The organism is Desulfobulbus propionicus DSM 2032 (assembly GCF_000186885.1).
Classification (GTDB): Bacteria; Desulfobacterota; Desulfobulbia; order Desulfobulbales; family Desulfobulbaceae; genus Desulfobulbus; species Desulfobulbus propionicus.
Genome location: NC_014972.1, coordinates 442,119 through 462,795, shown reverse-complemented (window position 1 = coordinate 462,795; position 20,677 = coordinate 442,119). Strand labels below are relative to the sequence as shown.

Genomic DNA, 20,677 nt, shown 5'->3' with positions numbered 1-20,677 from the left:
TTTGGGTAACAGCAGGAGACTTTTGCCGACCGTTTGCGTTTTCGCTTCACCCATCGCAGGGCGGACACGTCCCTACTGTTCCTCGGAGTTGTGTGCATCATGGAAATTCTCGCGCTGATCCAAAGCGTTATACTTGGCGTGGTCGAAGGCTTGACCGAATTTTTACCCATCTCCTCCACCGGCCACCTGATCATTGCCGGCGACCTGCTGGCCTATACCGGTGAACAGGCCAAGACCTTTGAGATCTGCATTCAGCTCGGAGCCATCCTCTCGGTCTGCTGGCTGTACCGGCAGCGGTTGCTACGGGTGATGACCGGTCTGGGCCACGAGGCAAGCGCCCGCAAGTTTGCCCTCAACCTGATTGTCGGCGTGCTGCCCTCGGCGGTGTTTGGCCTGTTGCTGCACAAGCTGATCAAGGCGCATCTGTTCAACCCAGTGGTGGTGGCCGTGGCCCTGATCGTCGGCGGGCTGATCATTTTCTGGGTGGAGCGGCGTGAGCGCGTGCCGCGGATCACCGAGGTCGAACAAATGGAGTGGCCGGATGCCCTCAAGCTCGGCCTGGCCCAGGTGGTATCACTGATTCCCGGCACCTCGCGCTCCGGGGCAACGATCATCGGCGGCATGTTTTGTGGCCTGTCGCGCAAGGCGGCCACGGAGTTCTCCTTTTTCCTCGCCATTCCCACCATGTTTCTCGCCACCGGGTACGATGTCTACAAGTCGTGGCACACCTTGGCCCAGCAGGATCTGGCCTTCTTTGCCGTCGGTTTTGTCACCGCCTTTTTCAGTGCCCTGCTGGCGATCAAGGGACTGATCCGCTATGTGGCGCACCACGATTTCAAGGTCTTTGCCTGGTACCGGGTGATCTTCGGGGCCATTGCCCTCCTCTATTTCCTTCGCTAACGAACCGTCATGATTACCGAACTGATCAGCACCATCGCCGTCCGCATCCTGGAAACCACTGCCTATGCCGGCGCCTTCATCCTCATGGCCCTGGAAAGCATGATCGCGCCCGTGCCGAGCGAGGCGGTCATGCCCTTTGTCGGCTTCCTGGTCACCGACGGCAAATGGAACCTGTGGCTGGCCCTGTTGTCCACCAGTCTCGGCTCGCTAGCCGGCTCGCTGGCCTCCTACTGGATGGGCTATTACGGCGGCAAGCCGGTGGTGCTCAAGGTCGGCAAATATCTGCTGCTCAATCCCCACGATCTGGCCCTGACCGAGCGCTATTTCAACCAGCGCCAGGGATTGCTCACTGTCTTTCTTGCCCGTTTCATTCCGGTGATCCGCCACTTCATCTCCATCCCCGCCGGCATGGGCAAAATGCCGCTGCTGCCGTTCATGCTGGTGTCGACCATCGGTGCCACCCTGTGGAACGGCTTTCTCCTCTACCTGGGCATGCGGCTGCGTGAGCACTGGACCGTGGTCCAGAAGTATTCCCACCAGGTGGATATCGTCATCATCGTGCTGGCGGTGATCGGCCTCGGCTGGTTTGTCCGGTCGCGGCTGGCGGCCCGCAAACGCAAGCTCAACAACTAATATCCGGTGTTCGACAGGTAGAAGGCCAATCGCTCCCGCCGGTAGTCGAAGATCCGCTCCAGAGTCCGGCGGATGTAGAGCCGGTGCAGCAACCGCCCGAGCAGACCCAGCGGCGGCTGGTAGAAGACCCGGTCGAGCAGCAACACCCCCTCTTCCGTTGGACGGATTTCATGGTAGTGATACCAGAAGCGGTACGGCCCGAGCCGCTGCTCGTCGACAAAGCTGTGTCCCTCGCGGATGTGCTTGATCTCGGTCACCCAAGTGTGGGTGCCGATCAGGGGGATGGTGATCCGGTATTCGACGATCAGGCCGTCGTGCATGCTGTCCGGAATGTCGGTGACAATACGAAAGCGCAGGTCCGGCGGAGTGATCCGATCGAGATTGGCCGGATGCTGCAAAAAGGCCCAGGCCTGCTCGCGGCTGGCGCTTACCCGCTGCTCTCTTTCCAAGATATACATCGTGCTTCTCCTTTCTGATCAAATTGCATGTTCAAGATAAACAAGGCGTGGCAGACATCGAACCCCGCAAGACCGGCCTGTCACGGAAATCGCCCGTCTGGCGCAACCAGCACTCTCCCGCAGGAGAATTTTTCTAGTGTGGGGGGCGATTGGCAAAATCTCAAGGAGTTGATTTGATGCCTTTCCTGCTCACCATGCCCTGCCCCGAGCCCCAAGAATCGCGGAAACAAGGACCGTGGCCGTCAACGATGCGCATGCCACGGCTGCACGAACCACCATTTTTTGGCGGGCGTTTAGAAAATATTGGTTTTTTTATCAATTATCCAATATGGTTGGGCGTTGGTCAACATTGAAGCAAAGAACGAAGCATGGAGGAGAACATGAGCGAAGAGGTAAAAGACTCCCAGCAAAAGGGCGGCAAGACAGGTCTTGGATACGAAGAGATGGTCTGGATCAGGGATAAGGATGGAAAAGAATATGCCTGCCAATTCAAGGATATAAAATTCATCAAAAAGAAAGAGGAATTAAGCGAGGAAGAAGCGAGTCACTGCGTCGATGTGAGCCAGATCATCGGCAAAGGCAATTGGTGATCCGTTCCGTTCGGTGATGCCGCCGGGACGCACATTCAAGGGGGTACAGCTGCAATAGGCTGGCCCCCTTTTTCCTGCCCGATCGCCCTCCCCCTCCCCTGTTGGTCAGCGGTCCTGATCCCGCGCCAACAGTTGTCGCACCTTCTCCCCGCAGCGTTTGCCCTTGCAGGGGCCATCGCCTATGCCGCAGGCCTTCTGAACCGCTTCGACAGTGGTGGCGCCGCTCTCGATGGCCTCGATCAAGCGGATCAGCTTGACGCCCTTGCAGATGCAGCCGGCCTTGAGCCGGGCCATGGTTCGTTCATCCGGGTTCATGGTCGGCTCCGTGCAGTTGACTGTAGATCTGTTTCGCCAGCTCCGGACCGATTCCGGGCACCTCGGCCAGCTCCTCGATGCCGGCCTCGGCTATCCGCCGGACGCTGCCCAGGGTGTGCAGGAGCATCTGTTTGCGCTTGGGACCGATGCCGTCGATGGCATCGAGCTGCGAGCGCAACTGCGCCTTGCCGCGCAGCCTGCGATGGAAGGTGATGCCAAAGCGGTGGGCCTCGTCGCGGATGCGCATCAGGTACAGCAGCACCGGTGAATGGGCGGGCAGGAGGACTGGATTCTTGCGCCCCGGCCGAAACAGTTTTTCCCCCTCCTCCTGCTTTTCCTTGGCAATGGCCATCAGATCGACCCGCGACAGCAGGTCAAATGCGCCCAGCACGTCGACAGCCACCTGCAACTGGCCCTTGCCGCCGTCGAGCAGCAGCAGGTCGGGCAGGTTGTCCTCGGCAACCCCCTTGGCCATCCGTCGTTCCAGCACCTCGCGCATCATGGCGTAATCGTCGGGGGTGTCCTGGGAGCGGATGCGGTAGTGACGAAAGCGCTTGGCCGCTTTGTCCCCCTGAACAAAACAGACCAGGGAGCCGACCGCCTGTTTGCCCTGGAGGTTGGAGATATCGAGGCATTCGATGATCTCCGGCCGATTGGCGAGCCGCAGCTTGGCCTGGAGTCCGGTGGCCAGGGCTTCCCAGGATTGCTCCTTCTTGGCCTTCTCCGAAAAAATCTGGGCCGCGTTGGCTTCGGCCATCCGCATCAGTTGCATCCGTTTGCCGCGCTGCGGGGCCAAGAGCGACACCGGCCCTTCGCGCAGTTCGGCCAGCCGCTCGCCGATCAAATCCCGGTCTTCCAGGACAAAGGGCAGCAGCAACTCGCGCGGTGGCTGGCGTTCGACCGAATAGTATTGGAGAATGGTCTGGGCCAGCAGGCTGTCGTCCTCGCCCAGCGGATCGGCAAGAAAAAAACTCTGCGCGCCGGTGATCATGCCGCCGCGCACAAAGAGCAGGGCAATGCCCACCGAGGCATCCTGACGGTGGATGCCGAACACGTCCTGGTCAAGATGATGGTCGGCAACAACGGCCTGGTGCTCGATGGTTCGGGTTAGCCCCCGGATTTGGTCGCGATACCGGGCCGCCTTCTCAAAGGCCAGCTGCTCGGCGGCCTGCTCCATCTTGGCGGTCAACTCACGCACCACCTCATCGACCTTGCCCTCCAGAATCAGGAGCACGTCGCGCACCATCCGCTGGTACTCGGCGTGGTCGACCAGGCCCGCGCAGGGGGCAAGACAACGGCCCATCTGGAAGTTGAGGCAGGGGCGGGTCCGCTCACGCACCGTCTTGCAGCGGCGCAGGGGAAACTGGGCATAGAGCAGTTGCAGGGTGGCGCGCATGGCTGTACCCGAGGCGTAGGGGCCGAAGTAGCGGTTGCCGTCGCGCAGCCGCTTGCGGGTGACCACCACCCGGGGCCAGGGATCGCGGGTGGTGACCTTGATCAGCGGGTAGTTCTTGTCGTCGCGGAGGATGACGTTATAGCGCGGCCGGTGCTGCTTGATCAGCGAGGCCTCGAGGATGAGCGCCTCCTTTTCGGTGGTGGTGAGGATGGTCTCCACCCGCTGCACATGCGAGAGCATGACCGCGGTCTTGGAGTGGATCGGCCCGGAGAAGTGGGCGTACTGGCTCAGCCGCTTGCGCAAGTCGCGCGCCTTGCCCACATACAGCACCTGCTTCTTGCTGAGCATCTGATAGATCCCCGGTCCGTGGCTGACCGTGGCGAGAAATTCGGCCGACAGCGGCGAGACGAGTGAGGGGGGTTCGGTTTCTGGATTTGCTGGTATTGAAGCCAAGGAAAGCGTCTCTGTCCTTTTTTACGGCGCGAAAGCCCGAGGTGATTGGAGCCTCCCAGCCCCTGTTTTTGTTGGTCAGGCGTATCCGGCGAACAAGATCATTGCGCCGCGGGAGAAAACTCGGTTAAGTCAGGTTTGCCCGTGCAACGGTGGCCAATGTCACTCCGTCATCCGGGCCGACAGGAAAATCGGGGGGGGGGCAACAAGCCGACCGGCGCAACCCAACGCCCGTTTGCCCTGCCCGAACGCGAGGGTCAGCAAGGCTTTTTCGATCCCATACCAGGACTGGTCCCGGCCATTCCACCACCAGCACACTGTGCATCGAGCAATCACATGACCTTTTGTCCGCATTACCGAGTTGAGCAACAGCCACGAGCACGGGACGTCCGCGCAAGCTGGCGGGAATCCAGAAGCGGCTTTGTCTTCATCCCGTACTGCACGCACCCTTCGGGCGAATTCTGCCTGAGCAATGTCCGCTTCTGGCCAGATGCCGCCAATCGGCTGCAATGTCAGGGGAACCCTGAAAAGTGCCCGCTGAAAAGCGGTGCACCGTAATCGCACCGGTTCCATCCCTTTTCCTGTCTGGTTTTCCCATACAACCAAGGATGCGGCGACGGACTCAGCCCTGCCGCGCTTGGTGGCTGCGCGCAAGGTAATACTCGCCGAAGGGTTTGTCGCATTCCGGAATGTGCTCGATGAACAGTTCCCGCAGCACCTGATAGAGGCCGGTGGAGCTGTCGGGGCTGTCCAGCTCCAGGCGAAGCAGCAAACCCCGCGCCTCCTCCTTCAGCCGGGCATGTTCCTGCTTGTGTTCCTCTGCGCGGTGATAGCCGGACACCTTCATGTATTGTTCTTCACGGGAAAAATGCTCTTCGGTGAATGCCACGATCTGTTGGCAGCTCCGCAGCACGGCGGCCCGCCCGGCACCGCTGTGCATGGCGGTGTACAGGGCGTTGGCCAGCTCCAGGATCATGCGGTGATCACGGTCGATCTGCTTCAGGCCGGTGTCGTAGGAGAGTTTCCAGAAAAAGGGTTCCATGCAACTGTTGGGTGAAAAAAGGGGTGCTTTTGTCCAAATTTGGAAGATTCGATGGCTTCGAGCTTGAGCACTTTACGAAACCGTCCTGACGTCATCCTCTCAAGGGTTCTCCTCCACGCCTCGACCTTCTTCACTCTTGTCTTGCGGGGTCTGTTCGACCTTCGTGTCGAGTCTGCAGTAATCGCACGAACTATCCATGCCGGTATGCCCGTGCCAGCAATCTTCAGCCCAATCCATTTCTTGAATATTGTTCATTATTTGTTGAGACCCCTCGATTGATTAGAACTATTGAACCAGCGGCAAAAAAACGAAAAAGAACATTGTGTTCAGGGTTTGATGTAGGCATACCCATCCTGCTGCAATTCAATCAAAGCCACCACACCGGCGGGAACGATCTCGCAGCCCTCGATCAGGTTGTCCGGATCGATGTTGAAGGTGTTCAGTGCGTTGCGGCAGACCTTGAACGCCACCCGCGACTGCTGCAGCCGCCAGATCTCGTCGCGGAAGGGGGCGCATTGATCGTTGTGCAGCAGGGTCACCGCCGGGCCGTTGAACAGCATCACCAGATCGTAGTGTTTTTCCGGGATGGCGCGAATCAGGTTGCCGACGTTGGCCAGGGCGATGTTAAGCGGTTTGGCCTCATCCAGATCGACGTGAAAGACGGCGCGATAGGTCATGGGCATGGGCGATTCTCCAGGCGTTGATTGAGGTGGAAGGCGGCGTCAAAGAGCCGCCGCGTGTACTCCTGCTGCGGGTTGGCAAAGACGGCGGCCGCCGGTCCGGCCTCGACGATGCGGCCCTGGCGCATCACCGCCAACTGGTCGGCCAGCGAGCGCACGGTGCGCAGGTCGTGGGTGATGAAGATGTAGGTGAGTTGATAGCGCTGCTGCAGGTCCTTGAGCAGTTCGAGGATCTGTTTCTGGATGGTCATGTCGAGCGCGCTGGTGGGTTCGTCGAGGATCAGCAACTTGGGGCGGAGGATCAGGGCGCGGGCAATGGCGATCCGCTGCCGCTGGCCGCCGGAAAACTCGTGAGGAAAGCGGCCCGCCAGGCCGGGATCGAGCTCCACATCCTCCAGGGCCTGGGCCACCAGGGTCCGGCGTTCTTCCTTGGTGCCGCCCAGGCCATGGACCTGCAAGCCTTCGGCCACGATCTGCTCGATGGTCATCCGGGGCGACAGCGAGGAAAAGGGATCCTGGAAGACGATCTGCAGCTCCTTGCGCAGCGGCCGGAACTGCCTGGTGGTCAGATCGGAAAGGCAGTGACTGACCCCGGTCTGGGGAAAGTAGAGCACCTGGCCGTCAAAGGTGTTGAGGCCAAGCAGGCACAGGGCGAGCGTCGACTTGCCCGAACCGGATTCGCCCACCAGGCCCAAGGTGGTGCCCTGGTTGAGGCTAAGGCTGACGTCATCCACCGCCTTGATGATCCGTTTCTGGCGCGTCAACCAGCCCGACCACGGGGTTTTCATGGCAAAGGAACAGGTGATCCCCCGCAGTTCGATCAGTTTTGGCCCGCCTTGCCGGGTCTGCTGCACGCCCTGGGGCACGGCGGCCAACAGGTGGCGGGTGTACGCCTCCCCGGGCGTAGAAAAAATCTCGCTTACGGCTCCCTGCTCGACAATGCGGCCACGATGCATGATCGACACCGTGTCGGCGATCTTCTGCACCATGGGCAGGTCGTGGGTGATGAGCAGCACCGACATGGCGTATTCGGCCTGGATGTCTTTGATCAGGCGAAGGATCTGCTCTTGGATGGTTACGTCGAGGGCGGTGGTCGGCTCGTCGGCGATGAGCAGGGTGGGCCGGCAGGCCAGGGCCATGGCGATGATCACCCGTTGACGCTGGCCACCCGAGAGCTGGTGCGGATAACAGTTGATGCGGTATTCCGGGTTGTCGATGCCGGTGCGTTCCAGCAGGTACAGGGCCTGGGCGGCGGCCTCGGCCTTGCTCAGCCCCTGGTGGAGCAGCAGCGGTTCGATCAGCTGATTGCCGATGGTGTAGACCGGGTTGAGCGAGGTCATCGGCTCCTGGAAGATCATGGCGATGCGGTTGCCGCGAATGGCGCGGATGGCCTGCTTGTCCAGCGTGGTCAGTTCCTGGCCTTCAAAGACGATGGAGCCGCTGGCGTGCACTTGATTGGTCTCTTCCAGCAGGCGAAGGATCGACAGGGCGGTGACCGACTTGCCGGAACCGGACTCGCCCACCAGGGCATGGGTTTCCCCAGGGGCAATGTGCAGGCTGATGTCGTGGAGCACCGGAGAGCGATCGCCCTCGGCGCCGAGAAAGGTGAGGTTGAAGTGGTCGATGGTCAGCAGGGAGGCCATGGGAGTTTCGCAGGGATGTGGAAGAAAATGGCGGTACTCTACCTCAGGGGCCCTTCCTGGGCAACAGGAAGATGGCGGGGCGAGCCGCCATCTTCCCAACGGACTCAGCCGTGATTACCCCTGCGGGGCATCCGGCTGCAGGACAAAGGTGCCGGCCTTGACCTCCTGATCGATCTCCACCAGAGCGCGCTTCATCTGCTTGAGGGCCTGGCGGATGCGGTTCTCGTTCTCCACCAGGGCCAGGCGCAGATAGCCGTCGCCCTCCTCGCCAAACCCGGCGCCAGGGGCCACGGCCACATTGGCCCGGTTCATCATCTCGACGGAGAACCGGATCGAGCCCATCCGTACGTAGGGTTCGGGAATGCGTACCCAGACGAACATGCCGGCCTTGGGTTTGTCCACCTCCCAGCCCATGCGGGCCAGTCCCTCGCAGAGCACGTCGCGCCGCTTCTGGTAGACCGCCACCTGCTCGACAATGGCCTCGTCGCAGTCGCGCATGGCAACAATGCCCGCCACCTGGATGGCCGAGAAGATGCCGTAATCGTAGTAGCCCTTGATCTTGGCCAGACCGCCGACCATCTCCTTGTTGCCCACGCAGTAGCCAAGCCGCCAGCCGGCCATGTTGTAGGATTTGGAAAAGGAACCGAACTCGACCCCCACATCGAGCGCCCCGGGAATCTCCAGCAGGCTGGGCGCCACATGATCATCGTAGACGATCTGGCCGTAGGCGAAGTCGTTGATCACCATGAAGTTGAACCGTTTGGCCAGCTTGACCATCTCGACGAAGAACTCCCTGGAGGCCAGGGTGCCGGTGGGGTTGTGGGGATAGTTGAGCATCACCAGCTTGGGATGGGGATAGAGCGACTGGCACATCGAGCTGACCTGACGGAGGAACTCCTCCTCCGAGCCGAGCGGAAAACGGAGCACGCTGGCGCCGGCAATGACCGCGGCATAGACATGGACCGGGAAGAACGGCGAGGGCACCAGGACCGTATCGCCGGGGCCGAGCAGGGCCAGGCAGAGGTGGGAAATACCCTCCTTGGAGCCGATGGTGCAGATGACATCATCCTCGCCGGTCAGTTCCACCCCATACTTGCGTTTGTAAAACAGGGCGATCTCCCGTTTGAGGTTCTTCATGCCGCCGGCCACCGGATAGCGGTGGGTCTTGGGGTCGACCGCGACCTCGCACAGCTTTTCGGTGACCTTGTTAGGGGTGGGATCCATGGGATTGCCCATGCCCAGATCGATGACATCGATCCCCTCCCACCGTTTCTCCATCTTGATTTTGTTGATCATGCCGAACAGATACGGCGGCAACTGACTCATACGTTCGGCAAAGCGAATGGTAACCTCGTTGTTCATGACACTCTCCTGGGCAAAGGGTTCGGGGCCAGGAACCGGCGTTCACGGTTTTTTCGGTCGCGGGGACAAAAAAAGCCTGAACCGTACGGTCCAGGCTGAAAACACGACGCCATGGACCGGCTGTTCCAGTCCATGGCGGGTATATGGTGCTGTTCGTTTACAGAGCAGCCGGTCGCCAATGAACTGGGTTCATCGCCGCCGCTGCCGCGACTTGGTGTTGCATGGTCTTCCCTGTTGAATAACTGTGAATGTTCCAACGGATGTCTTGTTTTTTAGCGTGGATGGGCCGGGATGTCAACCCCGACGGCGCTCATACCGCCTGGATCTTAGGCGATACGGGCCATCAACGCCTCCATCTCCTGGATGCGGGCACGGGCGTCGTCGCGCTCTTCGATGGCCAGTACATCCTCCAGTTTGGCCAGCTGCTTGATCACCTGCTCAAGCTTGTCGGTCTCATCGACCGTGAGCCAGATACAACTGGTCGCCCCCTGGTCGATGGCGTTGCAGAAGATCCCTTCCAAGTTGAAGGCGCGGCGGGCGAACAGGCCGCAGATCTGCAGCATGACGCCGGGGTGGTTGTTGACGGTCAGACGAAGGATGGCGGTGTTCATGATTTTTTCTCCCGATGGGTAGGTGGGCTCAGTTGCAGGCATAGCTGTCTCCGATCATGGTGGTGTTAGCGGCGCCCGGCGGCACCATCGGCGTGACTTCGGCCTCGATGTCGATCGGCACGTTGATCAGGCAGGGACCGGGATGGCGCATGGCCTCGCACAACAGCGTATCCGGGTTGTCGGCGCTGCCGAGGTCATAGGCCTGCATGCCGAAGCCTCGGGCGATGGCGGCGAAATCGACCGCAATCCCGTAGGAGGAGGCAAAGTAGTGCTGCTCGTAAAAGAGCCGCTGCTGCTGGCGGACCAGACCCAGGCTTTGGTTGTTGAGCACCACGATCTTGACCGGTGCCCGCTGCTCGACTGCGGTGGCCAATTCCTGGATGTTCATCTGCAGGCTGCCGTCGCCACTGAAGCAGACCACTGGCCGCTCGGGAAAGGCCAGCGAGGCGCCGATGGCCGCCGGCAGGCCGAAGCCCATGGTTCCCAGACCGCCCGAGGTGAGCAGCTGACGCTGGTCGGTGAGCGGATAGGCCTGGGCAACCCACATCTGGTGCTTGCCGACATCGGTGCTGATGATCGCCTCCGGACCGGCCAGCTCGGCCACCTTGCGGATTAGGCTGAAAGGCCGCCCCGGGGCGAAGTCCTCTGTCTGGAAACGGGGATAGTCCTGCTGCAACTGGCGGATGCGGCCGTTCCAGGCAGACCGCTGCCTTTCTCGCACCTGGGGCAGAAGGGCGGCAAAAGCGTGGCGGGCATCGCCAGTGATGCCGGCGTCGGCCGGCCGCAGCTTGTTGATCTCGCTGGCATCGATGTCCACGTGAATGACCTTGGCCTTGGGGCAAAAGTCGCTGATCCGGCCGGTGGCCCGGTCGTCGAAGCGCACCCCGGCGGCGATGAGCAGATCGCACTCCTCCATGGCCAAGTTGGTGGCGCGGCAGGCATGCATGCCGAGCATGCCCAAGGAGAGTGGGTGGTCCGAGGGCAGGATGCCCAGCCCCATCAGGGTCATAACCGTGGGGATGGCGCCTTGCTCGGCCAGGCGGCGGGCCTCGGCCGCCGCCCCGGCATGGATGACCCCGCCTCCGAGATAGAGGATCGGCCGCTCTGCCTCGTTGATCATCGTGGCCGCGGTCCGGATCGACTCCGGACAGCCGGGCTGGTGATCGGCGGTCGAGACCAGTTCAGGCCAGGCTCCGAACTCCACCACCTCGGTCTGCACGTCCTTGGGCACGTCGATCAGCACCGGTCCAGGTCGGCCGGAACCGGCCAGGTGAAAGGCCTTGGGCAGGATGGTGAGCAGCTCGGCGGCCGAGCGCACCAGGTAATTGTGTTTGGTGATCGGCATGGACAGGCCGTAGGTGTCGACCTCCTGGAAGGCGTCGGTGCCGAGCAGGGAGCGCGCCACCTGGCCGGTGATGCAGACCAGAGGCACGGAATCGAGAAAGGCGTCGGCCAGGGCGGTGAGGATATTGGTCGCGCCGGGGCCGGATGTGGCAAAACAGACGCCGATTTGGCCACTTGCGCGCGCCATGCCTTGGGCGATAAAACCCGCGCCTTGCTCATGGCGGGCAAGCACGTGGCGGATGGTCGGGCTGGACGCCAGGGCGTCGTACAAGGGCAGGTTGGCTCCGCCGGGGATACCGCTGACAATGCGAATTCCCTGTCGTTCCAGGAAACCGATGATGAGTTGGGCGCCGTTGAGTCTGGACATGGTGTGCTCCTCCTGTGATTGTGAATCGATGATGGGCAAAAAAAAACCCCCGCCGGCTGGCGCCGGCAGGGGTTGTATTCTCCACTCTGGATGCTTCCCGCTAAGGCGCCTCGAACCGTGTACGCACCACGACCACCACACTCACGACCACGACGAGAGCGAGCAGAGCAAAAATGTTGGCGATGGCGGATTGGGTTTTCATATCAAGGTCTTGTCTTAGAGGAAAATATTTGTCCCCGGCAGGGAACAATTATTTTCTTGATACCGAACAGGGGCCCATTTCGTCAAGAAAAATATCACTCAGACACCGAGCTGCCTGAGCAGACGGCCCACATCCGGGTGGTCAAGACGGGTGAGGCCGATCTTGCGCGCCGCGTCCAGGGCCTGGCGATACTCCTCGCCGGTGATGGTGCGCATCAGCTCCGGATAGCGATCGGCCCGGCCGCAGGGGTGGTACTGGGCCATGATGTTGACGTAGGTCCGGGGCGAGAGCCGGGTGGCGATAAAGGCAAGGATAGCCTCGGTTTCCTCCATGAGGCCAGGCATGAGCAGATGGCGGACGAGCAGGCCCGAGCGGGCACAACCGTCCGGGCCGATCACCAGATCCCCTACTTGGCGATGCATCTCGATCAGGGCCGCACGCACCCGCTGGGGATAGTCCGGGGCCGCCGCATAGCGGGCCGCCGTGGCCAGGTGCCAGAATTTGACATCAGGCATGTAGATGTCGATGACGCCGTCGAGCAGGGCGAGTGTCTCCACGCTCTCATAACCGCTGCAGTTGAACACCAGGGGAATGTCGAGCCCACCCTCGATGGCCGGAATCAGGGCGTCGAGGAGCTGCGGCACCACATGACTGGGGGTGACCAGGTTGATGTTGTGGCAGCCCGTGGCCTGCAACTCCAGCATGATGGCGGCAAACTCATGGGCATCCACCTCCTGGCCGGGATCGTTGCCCTGGCTGATGTCGAAGTTCTGGCAGAAGCAGCAGCGCAGGTTGCAGCCGGCCAGAAAGATGGTACCGGAGCCGTGGGTGCCGACCAGGGGCTGCTCCTCGCCGAAATGGGGGCCGTAGCTGGCGATGCGCGCCTGGGCACCGGTTCCGCACAGACCGGTTTTACCGGCGAGGCGGTTGACCCGGCAACGGCGCGGGCAGAGAGTGCAGGGGGCCAGCAGCCGTCGGGCGGTGTCGGCCCGCTGCTGAAGGAGGCCGCTGGCGTGCAGGGCGAGGGCGGCGATGGTCATGGACGTGCTCCCAAGAAGAGGACAACCAGAAAGAGACAAGGGCGTTGGGGTCAGCCTACTCGATGCGCGGCCCGCCGTCGAGCCTGGGATGCTCGGAGAAAAACCTGGCTTGATACCCAACGGCACGGTATCTTTACCGTACAGTTACCGTTCACGAGGAAACGAGTCTCCATGCAACCGATCAATCCCTGTCCCGCCTCGCCCCAACCGTTGCCGCTCTTTGCCCCGTCACCGCCCGAGGCACCCTGCTGAGGGCCGAAACCGGAACCCCGGTCCGGGGTCCATGAGCGGGCAGGCTACAGCCTCTGCCCCTTTGTGACCGGCTTCATCGACACGCCCGCCGGCCCGGTGCCGCAAGTGACCACCACAAGAAGCAGCCGTGATCTATGGGGCACCATCGGCGCCCGCATCGGCATCATCCGCCGCAACTACAAGGTTGCCCCCGGCCTCTACGCCGTGGGATCGCCGGGAAACCAGTCAGCCGTACTGGTGAGCGCCAACTACAAACTTTCCTTCGACGCCCTGCGCCACCAGCTGGGCGGCCTCGACGCCTGGCTGCTGGTGGTCGACACCCGAGGGATCAATGTCTGGTGTGCCGCCGGCAAGGGCACCTTTTCCACCTGGGAAGTGATCGACTGCGTGCAACGATACCGCTTGAACGAAGTGGTCGCCCATCGGGAACTGATCCTGCCGCAATTGGCCGCTCCGGGTGTGTCGGCGCAGGCGGTGCGCAAGGGCTGCGGGTTTACCGTGCTTTTCGGCCCAGTCCGCGCCGCCGATCTGCCCGCCTATCTTGGTCAGGGCAACCGGTGCGACGAAGCCATGCGTGAGGTCACCTTCCCCTTGGCGGACCGGGCAGTGCTGATTCCGGTGGAGCTGTTTCTCCTGGCCAAGCCCCTGCTGGCCATGCTGATCCTTGGCTTTCTCCTTTCCGGCATCAGTCCGACAATTTTTTCCCTTACCGCGGCCTTGGAGCGTGGCGAGGCACTGCTCGCCGCCACCGGGTTGGGCATGCTTGGCGGGGCGGTGCTCACCCCCATGCTGCTGCCCTGGCTGCCCGGCCGTCAGTTCTGGCTCAAAGGCGTATGGGCCGGACTGCCGGCGGCACTGGGAGCGTGGCTGCTGCTCGCAGCCCGCCTGGCGGCAGTGGAACAGGTTGCCCTGATCTCCTGGGTGCTGAGCCTCAGCTCCTACCTGGCGATGAATTTCACCGGCTCCACCCCCTTCACCTCGCCCAGCGGTGTCGAGTACGAGATGCGCCGGGGGTTGCCGGTGCAGCTCGCGGCCACCTGCCTCGCCCTGGTGCTCTGGCTGGCCAGCCCCTTTTTGCATTGAACGGAGACGCCCCATGCACGGCTATCGCTACATCGACGACACTGCGACCCTAGAGGTCGATTTTGATCGCTGCATTGGCTGCGGCAACTGCACCGTGGTCTGTCCACACCGCATCTTCGCGCTGGAAGGTGAAAAATTAAAGGTTGGCGATAGGGATCTGTGCATGGAGTGTGGGGCCTGCGCCCGCAACTGCCCGGTCCAGGCCCTCACCGTCACCCCAGGAGTCGGGTGCGCCGTGGCCATCCTCGCCGCCTGGATCAACCGGCTGTTGGGCCGCAAGCTCCTGTCCGGCTGCTGCTGACCGCTTTTCTCAACCTTCATAGAGGGAACATTCCATGAACGACACCTTTCCCCGCCCCACAGTCCTGGTCAGTCGTTGTTTGGGCTTTGCCGCCTGCCGTTATGATGGCGCCATCCTCAAGAATCCCTTTGTCGAGCAGTTGCAGACCCAGGTGGAGATAATCCCGGTCTGCCCGGAAACCGACTGCGGTCTGGGCATCCCCCGGGCGCCGATCCGCCTGTGCCAGTCGGAGGGGGGGCTGGTGGTCTATCAGCCCGCCACCGGCCGGGAGGTGACCACCCAGTTGCAAGCCACCATCGACGCCATCTTCAAGGAGCATCCGCAGATCGACGGCGCCATCCTCAAGAGCAAGTCGCCGAGCTGCGGCCTTTATGATACCAAGATCTACCAGGGGATCGACAAGCCGCAGTTTCTCAAGAAAGCCGGCGGCCTGTTCGGGGAACAGGTGCGGCACACCTTTGCCGGAGCCGCGATCGAGGACGAAATGCGGCTGACCAACCTCTCCTTGCGCGAGCACTTCCTGATCAAGCTCTTCACCCTGGCGCGATTCCGCAGCTTAAACGAGCGGCCGGAGATGGGCGCGCTGGTCGCCTTCCATGCCAGCCACAAGCTGCTTTTCCTCGCCTACAACCAGAGCCGTTTTCGCCAGGCCGGCAAGATCGTGGCCAACCACGAAAAACGGCCGGCCGCCGAAGTCTTCCACCTCTACCGCGAGGAACTCCGTCATATCCTGGATGCGCCGCTGCGCATCTCCGGGGTGATCAACACCCTCTTTCATGCCTTTGGCTGGATCTCCGAACATCTCGGGTCCGCGGAAAAACAGCATGTGATCAACTCGATCGAGGAATACCGCGACGAGCGGCTACCCCTGCAGGCGGTCACCCGGCTGCTGGAGGCCCATGCCCTGCGCTTCGACAACCAGTATCTGCTGGCTCAGGTCTTTCTCCGCCCCTATCCCCGCGCCTTGGCCGACCTCAGCGATTCCGGACGCGGTCGCGAGGTCCGCTAGAGGCAGGCCCCTGCCGTCGATTCAGCTCTTATCCGGCTCGGACTGCATGCCCTTGAGCAGCGCCTGGAGGCCGATGGCCTGGATCAGGGTCATGCATTCGTCGTGGTGAAAAAATCCGGCCATGACGGCGGCGAATTGGGTGGCGAGAAAGACTGTGTCGGTATCCGCTTCCTGGGCAAGCAGACGACGGCAGGCGGCCAGATCGTCTCTCTCTACCGCGTCGAGCAGATCGTTGAGCCAATCGAGCTGGCTTTCCTCGAAGTGAAACTCGACCATGGCTTGCGCGTACATCGAGACAATGGCCGCGCGGTGGTCGTATACAGTATCCAAGTCGTTCTGTTCAGCGGCGGAAAGCACCGCGCCAATCTGTTCGAATAGCTCGGCCATGTCTGCGTTTTCTGCTGTCATTGTTATGGCTCCATGCAAAGGTTAGACAAGAGAGGGGAATAGCATCCCGAGGAAAATTCAACCACGGCTGCTCTGGATGCCCAGGTAAATAGCAAACAAGGTGATGCCCACGCCGATCCAGTTGACCAGGGTGGTCGGCCGGGCAAACAGGGTCACATCCCAGACAAAGGAAAGCGCCGGCTGGAACAGGAGCACCAGGCCGGCGAGCGAAGTGCGCATCCCGGGCAGGGCATTGGCGATCAGCGTCCAGCCAATGGTCTGACTGAGCAGTCCCAGCGCCAGTAGGGCCAGCCAGCTGGTTCGGTCGGGGATGGCAAGGGATTCGCCGACGAATGCCAAGTGCGTGCCGAGAAAGAACGCACTGGCCCCGGAAATGAGCATCAGGTTGAAGAAAAAGGAAACACCCGGCGCTTCGGCCTGCAGTTTGCGCAGGATGAGGAGAAAGCCGCTGTACCACACTGCGGTCATCAGGCCGAGGGCAATGCCGACACGGTACGAGGGGCTGAGTTCCTCCCATTGGACGCCGACGATGAGGCTCAGGCCGACCACGGCAACGGGTACAGCCAGCACAAAGCGCGGATGGATCTTTTCTCCCAGAAAAAGCAGGCCAAAGGCGGTGAGCACGAACACCTGGAAATTCCCCAGCATGGTTGCCAAGCCCGGCCCAACATACCGAATACTCGCATGCCAACAATAAAGATCCAAAGCGAAGAATAGGCCGCAGAGCACGGCAAAGCCCAGATGGCGGCCACTGACCGATCGGAGGTCGCTGCGCAGGGCACAAGCCGCCAGCAGAAACAGGAAGCCGAAGAAAACCCGATAAAAGGCGGATACCGGTGGCGTCACCGTGGCCAGCTTTACCCAGACCGCGGAAAAGGAGATGATCCCAGCCCCGACAAGGGTGGCGGCAAGAGGCGGCAGAGGCAGCCGCATCAGATCGTGGTCGCTGCTGGCGCTGATTGTAACCAGGCCTGTTTTTTCACGGCCTGGGCCTGAATGGCGGTGATGGCCACAGTGTTGACGATATCGGACACCAGGCAGCCGCGGCTGAGGTCATTGACCGGCTTGTTCAACCCCTGGAGGATGGGGCCGATGGCCACCGCCCCGGCGGACCGCTGCACTGCCTTGTAGGTGTTGTTGCCGGTGTTGAGATCCGGGAAAATGAACACGGTCGCCCGGCCAGCCACCTCGCTTTCCGGCATCTTCTCCTGGGCCACCGAGAGATCGATGGCCGCATCGTACTGAATCGGTCCATCGATCTTGAGCCCGGGCCTCCGCGCGCGGGCCAGGTGAACGGCCTCGCGCACCCGTTCCACATCCTCGCCCTGGCCGGAAGAGCCGCTGGAATAGGAGAGCATGGCCACGATCGGCTCGATGTTGAACATGGCGGCCGTCTCTGCCGAGCGGATGGCGATTTCGGCCAGTTCCTCGCTGTTGGGGTTGGGGTTGACCGCACAGTCACCGTAGACCAGCACCCGCGTCTCCATGCACATGAAGAAGACGCTCGAGACCACCGACACTTCGGGGCGGGTACGGATGATCTGAAAGGCCGGACGAACCGTATGCTGGGTGGTATGGACCGCACCGGACACCATGCCGTCGGCGCGGTCGGTATGGACCATCAGCGTACCGAAGTAGCTGACATCGCTGATGGCGTCATGGGCCCAGTCTCGGGTGATCCCCTTGTACTTTCGCGCCTCATAGAGGCTCTCGATGAACGCCTCGCGCAACGGTGAGCTCTTGGGGTCGATAATGGTCACATCCTGGAGCTTCAGCCCGAGAGAGGCGGCCCGGTTGCGAATGGTTTTTTCCTCGCCGAGCAGAGTGAGATCGACCACCTCGCGGGCACGGAGAATCTCGGCGGCGCGAAGAATGCGCTCGTCTTCGCCTTCGGGCAGGACAATGTGCTGGCGATCGGCCCTGGCCCGCTGGAAAAGCGAATACTCGAACATTAGCGGCGACATGATGGTGGCCACGGTTTCGATCACCTGCTGTTCCAGGCCAAGGGTATCGACATGACTCTCGAACACCCCGAGTGCCCGGGCAATCTTCTGTTCATTGTGCGGCCGCAGGGTCCCCTTGATCTCGCCGGCACGCTGAGCAACGGTGTAGGTATCGCCGGGGATCAGGTAAATGGGCAACGACAGGTCGTCGAGTCCGTCGAGCAACCGGACCATGGAGGAGCTCGGTTCCAGGTTGCCGGACAGCAGCATGCCGGCCGGCGAGGGATAGTTGCGCGAGGCAATAGCCCCCAGGGTGGCGAAAATGATATCCGGCCGGTCGCCGGGGGTGACGATCATGTCGTCTTCTTCGAGGAAATCGATGTAGTTGGCCGGGCTCATTGCCGCCACCTTGATGGCATGGACATCGCGTTGCAGCCCCGCCTTGGGGCCGCTGAAGTGGCGCGCCCCCAGGGCCTCGATGATTTCCTCCATGGTCGGCATGCTGAACCCCTTCATCTCCGGCAGAAAATCGAGGCGATAGGGCTTGCCCTGGTGGCTGGCCCTGATTTCGGCCTCGGCCTCCGCCAACAGGGCGGGATCGATGCGGTTGACGAAGATGGCCAGCAGCGGGCACTGGTACTGTTCGTAGATCTTCTCCGCCACGCCGATATTTTCCTGGATCTCGGCCACGTCCCGGTTGCGGCCGTTAACCACGTGCAGGGTGGGCGTGCCCAGCTCGCGGGCGATGCGAATGCTGATGTCGTAGTCAAAAGCCTCGGACATGCTGATGATGTTGGGTCCCTCGCAAAGAAGGAAATCGCACTTGCGGCGCACCTCGCCGTATTTGCGGACAATCTCCCGAAAGAGCCCCAGTTCGTTGCCTTCGGCGATCAGGGCGCGGGCCAGTTCATGGCTGACACCAGCCATCTCGTCGAAACGCAGGCTGATGTTGTAGCGCTGCTTGATCAGGTTGATGTCGTTGTCCTCCTTGCCGTCACCGGGGATGATCGGCCGGAAGAAGCCCACCCGGCCGATCCGGCGTGAGAGAAGTTCCATCACTCCGAGGGTGACGACCAGTTTCCCGCAATCCTTTTCCAGGTTGGCGATATACAGACTGTCGGCCATGGCGCGCTCCGGCAAAAAGTTGTTGTGTTCAGCCTTCGATGTCGTTGTATGATAGTGGAGCCTGGCCCTCAACGCAAGCAGAGTCCCGCGGCGATCACGGGGTAACGGCAGGGGCGGCCACAAGCTGTTTGCTCAACCCCGCAAACACGCTTTTTCTTGCAGACTCCCGGTTCCGGGAATCGGCCAAGCGGCTGGCAGGCAACAATCACCGGAGGAAAAACCCGCATGCGGCAACAGCACGCGCCTTCCGTTGGTCACGACGACAGCAAGGGAGGACGAGGATATGAACGGATTCGTTGGGGGCTCTGCTGTCTGTTCAAGGAGGAGCCGATTCGTTTCGCCATCCGCCAGGCCGCATACCTGGCGAAGTTTGACCGCGCCCGGCAGCTGGCCCTCCTTGCGGACACGGTTCTGGCCAACGGCCAGGCCCTGCAGGCGGCCATCGTCTACTGTTCCCGCAACCGTATCGGCGCGTTCCGGGTCAACAGCCGCATCTTCCCCTTGAAAACCCATCCCCAGCAGGGCTACGCCCTGGCCGAACTACCCGACCATGCCGCCATCGAACAGACGTATCGCCAGGCGGCGGCCCTGGCGCGGCAGCACAACATTCGCCTGAGTTTTCATCCCGACCAGTTCACGCTGCTGTCCTCGCCGGATGCCGGCGTTCTCGTCCGGTCGCTCGCCGAGTTGGAGTATCATGCCGAGGCGGCGCGATGGATTGGCGCCGATGTGATCACTCTCCATGGCGGTGGCGCCTACGGTGACAAGGCGGCGGCGTTGCAACGGCTGCGCACCGCCGTGGAATGTTTGTCAGACCCGGTACGTTCGCGACTGGCCCTGGAAAACGACGATCGCATCTACACGCCGGCTGACCTGCTGCCGGTTTGTGGGGCAACCGGCCTCCCCTTTGTGTACGATGTCCATCATCACCGCTGCCTCGCCGATGGGCTACGTGTCGAACAGGTCACCGAACAGGCCCTGGCCACCTGGACCAGGGAACCGCTCTTTCACCTGTCCAGCCCAAGGGACGGTTGGCACAGCGCCAATCCCCGGCCCCACCACGATTTCATAGACCCGTGCGACCTGCCCGATTGCTGGCGTTCCCTGCGGATCACCGTCGAAGTCGAGGCCAAGGCCAAGGAACAGGCCGTGCGGCGTCTTCTCGAGGATCTGGATCGAACGTCTTCCCGTTGATCCGATCGCCCCGGTCCCTCTCCGATCCATCCCTGTCGCCTTGACCGGCATCTGCCGGTCAGCGGCAACACGCGGCAAGCCTCGACCACTTGCGGTTTTTTGCCCACATCTCTTTCTTCCCAGTATTTATTATATTTTTTCTCCTGGCGAAAAGGAGATGCACCTCCACTGGGTTTCGATCCAAGGGGGCCAATGGAAGCATGCGAATCTGTTGGCTGTTCAGGATGAATGGCGCGTCATTATTTGGCCTCCTTAAAGGGAAACTCCATGAAAAAATGGCAAAAATTGCCATGAACGCCTTGATTTTGTTCATTGACAGCATTTTCCTT

The 20,677-nt window shown here is 61.6% G+C and carries 21 protein-coding genes; 7 read left to right on the top strand and 14 right to left on the bottom strand.

Annotated elements, in window-relative coordinates:
* Positions 1–99 precede the first annotated feature (99 nt).
* Both DESPR_RS02190 and DESPR_RS02185 read left to right on the top strand, forming a co-directional pair.
* Positions 100–900, top strand: a complete 801-nt coding sequence (locus tag DESPR_RS02190) for an undecaprenyl-diphosphate phosphatase (protein ID WP_015723180.1) — start codon at positions 100–102, stop codon at positions 898–900.
* Between the two features lie 9 nt (positions 901–909).
* Positions 910–1,533 (top strand): DedA family protein, encoded by a 624-nt coding sequence (locus tag DESPR_RS02185; RefSeq protein ID WP_015723179.1) that lies wholly within the window; start codon positions 910–912, stop codon positions 1,531–1,533.
* Here DESPR_RS02185 and DESPR_RS02180 read toward each other — a convergent pair.
* Positions 1,530–1,991: an SRPBCC family protein gene (locus DESPR_RS02180; protein WP_015723178.1), complete on the bottom strand. Its 462-nt coding sequence runs from the start codon at positions 1,989–1,991 to the stop codon at positions 1,530–1,532. The genes DESPR_RS02185 and DESPR_RS02180 overlap by 4 nt on opposite strands.
* A gap of 380 nt (positions 1,992–2,371) precedes the next feature.
* Between DESPR_RS02180 and DESPR_RS02175 the strand changes: the two genes are divergently transcribed.
* A complete protein-coding gene (locus tag DESPR_RS02175) occupies positions 2,372–2,581 on the top strand; it encodes a hypothetical protein (protein WP_015723177.1) in 210 nt (69 codons plus the stop codon).
* A 105-nt stretch (positions 2,582–2,686) separates the two neighbouring features.
* Here DESPR_RS02175 and DESPR_RS02170 read toward each other — a convergent pair whose 3' ends face one another.
* From DESPR_RS02170 to DESPR_RS02125, 9 genes are all read right to left on the bottom strand, one after another.
* A complete protein-coding gene (locus DESPR_RS02170) occupies positions 2,687–2,896 on the bottom strand; it encodes a (2Fe-2S)-binding protein (RefSeq protein ID WP_015723176.1) in 210 nt (69 codons plus the stop codon).
* Positions 2,883–4,745, bottom strand: a complete 1,863-nt coding sequence (gene uvrC, locus DESPR_RS02165) for an excinuclease ABC subunit UvrC (RefSeq protein WP_015723175.1) — start codon at positions 4,743–4,745, stop codon at positions 2,883–2,885. The genes DESPR_RS02170 and uvrC overlap by 14 nt, the downstream gene beginning before the upstream one ends.
* Before the next feature lie 619 nt (positions 4,746–5,364).
* A complete protein-coding gene (locus tag DESPR_RS02155; protein WP_015723174.1) occupies positions 5,365–5,784 on the bottom strand; it encodes a bacteriohemerythrin in 420 nt (139 codons plus the stop codon).
* A 326-nt stretch (positions 5,785–6,110) separates the two neighbouring features.
* On the bottom strand, positions 6,111–6,467 hold the full coding sequence (locus DESPR_RS02150) for a DsrE family protein (RefSeq protein ID WP_015723173.1): 357 nt from the start codon (positions 6,465–6,467) through the stop codon (positions 6,111–6,113).
* The gene (locus tag DESPR_RS02145; RefSeq protein WP_015723172.1) at positions 6,458–8,107 is read right to left on the bottom strand and encodes an ABC transporter ATP-binding protein; all 1,650 of its coding nucleotides are present in this window, start codon (positions 8,105–8,107) and stop codon (positions 6,458–6,460) included. The genes DESPR_RS02150 and DESPR_RS02145 overlap by 10 nt, the downstream gene beginning before the upstream one ends.
* A gap of 114 nt (positions 8,108–8,221) precedes the next feature.
* Positions 8,222–9,469 (bottom strand): aminotransferase class I/II-fold pyridoxal phosphate-dependent enzyme, encoded by a 1,248-nt coding sequence (locus DESPR_RS02140; protein WP_015723171.1) that lies wholly within the window; start codon positions 9,467–9,469, stop codon positions 8,222–8,224.
* Between the two features lie 326 nt (positions 9,470–9,795).
* The gene (locus DESPR_RS02135) at positions 9,796–10,080 is read right to left on the bottom strand and encodes an ACT domain-containing protein (protein ID WP_015723170.1); all 285 of its coding nucleotides are present in this window, start codon (positions 10,078–10,080) and stop codon (positions 9,796–9,798) included.
* A 28-nt stretch (positions 10,081–10,108) separates the two neighbouring features.
* The gene (gene ilvB, locus DESPR_RS02130; RefSeq protein WP_015723169.1) at positions 10,109–11,791 is read right to left on the bottom strand and encodes an acetolactate synthase large subunit; all 1,683 of its coding nucleotides are present in this window, start codon (positions 11,789–11,791) and stop codon (positions 10,109–10,111) included.
* A gap of 300 nt (positions 11,792–12,091) precedes the next feature.
* A complete protein-coding gene (locus DESPR_RS02125; protein WP_015723168.1) occupies positions 12,092–13,033 on the bottom strand; it encodes a radical SAM protein in 942 nt (313 codons plus the stop codon).
* Positions 13,034–13,204: 171 nt separating this feature from the next.
* Here DESPR_RS02125 and hgcA point away from each other — a divergent pair, with 171 nt between their 5' ends.
* Genes hgcA through DESPR_RS02110 form a run of 3 tightly spaced genes read left to right on the top strand, consistent with a single transcriptional unit; the run spans position 13,205 to position 15,678 of the window.
* Positions 13,205–14,368, top strand: coding sequence for a mercury methylation corrinoid protein HgcA (gene hgcA, locus DESPR_RS02120; protein ID WP_250697404.1), 1,164 nt, complete (start codon positions 13,205–13,207; stop codon positions 14,366–14,368).
* A 13-nt stretch (positions 14,369–14,381) separates the two neighbouring features.
* Complete coding sequence (hgcB, locus tag DESPR_RS02115; protein ID WP_015723166.1) at positions 14,382–14,669, top strand: mercury methylation ferredoxin HgcB; 288 nt, start codon at positions 14,382–14,384, stop codon at positions 14,667–14,669.
* 34 nt (positions 14,670–14,703) lie between these two features.
* Positions 14,704–15,678, top strand: a complete 975-nt coding sequence (locus DESPR_RS02110; RefSeq protein ID WP_015723165.1) for a YbgA family protein — start codon at positions 14,704–14,706, stop codon at positions 15,676–15,678.
* A 21-nt stretch (positions 15,679–15,699) separates the two neighbouring features.
* Here DESPR_RS02110 and DESPR_RS02105 read toward each other — a convergent pair whose 3' ends face one another.
* The 3 genes from DESPR_RS02105 to pta are packed head-to-tail and all read right to left on the bottom strand — an operon-like array spanning position 15,700 to position 19,154.
* The gene (locus tag DESPR_RS02105) at positions 15,700–16,086 is read right to left on the bottom strand and encodes a hypothetical protein (RefSeq protein WP_015723164.1); all 387 of its coding nucleotides are present in this window, start codon (positions 16,084–16,086) and stop codon (positions 15,700–15,702) included.
* 57 nt (positions 16,087–16,143) lie between these two features.
* On the bottom strand, positions 16,144–17,019 hold the full coding sequence (locus DESPR_RS02100) for a DMT family transporter (RefSeq protein WP_015723163.1): 876 nt from the start codon (positions 17,017–17,019) through the stop codon (positions 16,144–16,146).
* A complete protein-coding gene (gene pta, locus DESPR_RS02095; RefSeq protein WP_015723162.1) occupies positions 17,019–19,154 on the bottom strand; it encodes a phosphate acetyltransferase in 2,136 nt (711 codons plus the stop codon). The genes DESPR_RS02100 and pta overlap by 1 nt, the downstream gene beginning before the upstream one ends.
* 225 nt (positions 19,155–19,379) lie before the next feature.
* Between pta and uvsE the strand changes: the two genes are divergently transcribed.
* On the top strand, positions 19,380–20,348 hold the full coding sequence (gene uvsE / locus DESPR_RS02090; RefSeq protein WP_015723161.1) for a UV DNA damage repair endonuclease UvsE: 969 nt from the start codon (positions 19,380–19,382) through the stop codon (positions 20,346–20,348).
* A gap of 58 nt (positions 20,349–20,406) precedes the next feature.
* Here the strand turns inward: uvsE and DESPR_RS18255 are convergent, their stop codons facing one another.
* Positions 20,407–20,661, bottom strand: a complete 255-nt coding sequence (locus DESPR_RS18255; protein WP_169701506.1) for a hypothetical protein — start codon at positions 20,659–20,661, stop codon at positions 20,407–20,409.
* Positions 20,662–20,677: the final 16 nt, after the last annotated feature.

Excerpts from the sequence above, each read along its gene's own strand:
- DESPR_RS02175 (WP_015723177.1), top strand. The coding sequence starts at position 2,372 with ATGAGCGAAGAGGTAAAAGACTCCCAGCAAAAGGGCGGCAAGACAGGT.
- DESPR_RS02100 (WP_015723163.1), bottom strand. The coding sequence starts at position 17,019 with ATGCGGCTGCCTCTGCCGCCTCTTGCCGCCACCCTTGTCGGGGCTGGG.
- DESPR_RS02185 (WP_015723179.1), top strand. The coding sequence starts at position 910 with ATGATTACCGAACTGATCAGCACCATCGCCGTCCGCATCCTGGAAACC.
- DESPR_RS02135 (WP_015723170.1), bottom strand. The coding sequence starts at position 10,080 with ATGAACACCGCCATCCTTCGTCTGACCGTCAACAACCACCCCGGCGTC.
- DESPR_RS02105 (WP_015723164.1), bottom strand. The coding sequence starts at position 16,086 with ATGACAGCAGAAAACGCAGACATGGCCGAGCTATTCGAACAGATTGGC.
- uvsE (WP_015723161.1), top strand. The coding sequence starts at position 19,380 with ATGCGGCAACAGCACGCGCCTTCCGTTGGTCACGACGACAGCAAGGGA.
- ilvB (WP_015723169.1), bottom strand. The coding sequence starts at position 11,791 with ATGTCCAGACTCAACGGCGCCCAACTCATCATCGGTTTCCTGGAACGA.
- DESPR_RS02155 (WP_015723174.1), bottom strand. The coding sequence starts at position 5,784 with ATGGAACCCTTTTTCTGGAAACTCTCCTACGACACCGGCCTGAAGCAG.
- hgcB (WP_015723166.1), top strand. The coding sequence starts at position 14,382 with ATGCACGGCTATCGCTACATCGACGACACTGCGACCCTAGAGGTCGAT.
- DESPR_RS02125 (WP_015723168.1), bottom strand. The coding sequence starts at position 13,033 with ATGACCATCGCCGCCCTCGCCCTGCACGCCAGCGGCCTCCTTCAGCAG.
- DESPR_RS02180 (WP_015723178.1), bottom strand. The coding sequence starts at position 1,991 with ATGTATATCTTGGAAAGAGAGCAGCGGGTAAGCGCCAGCCGCGAGCAG.
- DESPR_RS02150 (WP_015723173.1), bottom strand. The coding sequence starts at position 6,467 with ATGCCCATGACCTATCGCGCCGTCTTTCACGTCGATCTGGATGAGGCC.
- pta (WP_015723162.1), bottom strand. The coding sequence starts at position 19,154 with ATGGCCGACAGTCTGTATATCGCCAACCTGGAAAAGGATTGCGGGAAA.
- DESPR_RS02145 (WP_015723172.1), bottom strand. The coding sequence starts at position 8,107 with ATGGCCTCCCTGCTGACCATCGACCACTTCAACCTCACCTTTCTCGGC.
- DESPR_RS02170 (WP_015723176.1), bottom strand. The coding sequence starts at position 2,896 with ATGAACCCGGATGAACGAACCATGGCCCGGCTCAAGGCCGGCTGCATC.
- DESPR_RS18255 (WP_169701506.1), bottom strand. The coding sequence starts at position 20,661 with ATGAACAAAATCAAGGCGTTCATGGCAATTTTTGCCATTTTTTCATGG.
- DESPR_RS02140 (WP_015723171.1), bottom strand. The coding sequence starts at position 9,469 with ATGAACAACGAGGTTACCATTCGCTTTGCCGAACGTATGAGTCAGTTG.
- DESPR_RS02110 (WP_015723165.1), top strand. The coding sequence starts at position 14,704 with ATGAACGACACCTTTCCCCGCCCCACAGTCCTGGTCAGTCGTTGTTTG.
- DESPR_RS02190 (WP_015723180.1), top strand. The coding sequence starts at position 100 with ATGGAAATTCTCGCGCTGATCCAAAGCGTTATACTTGGCGTGGTCGAA.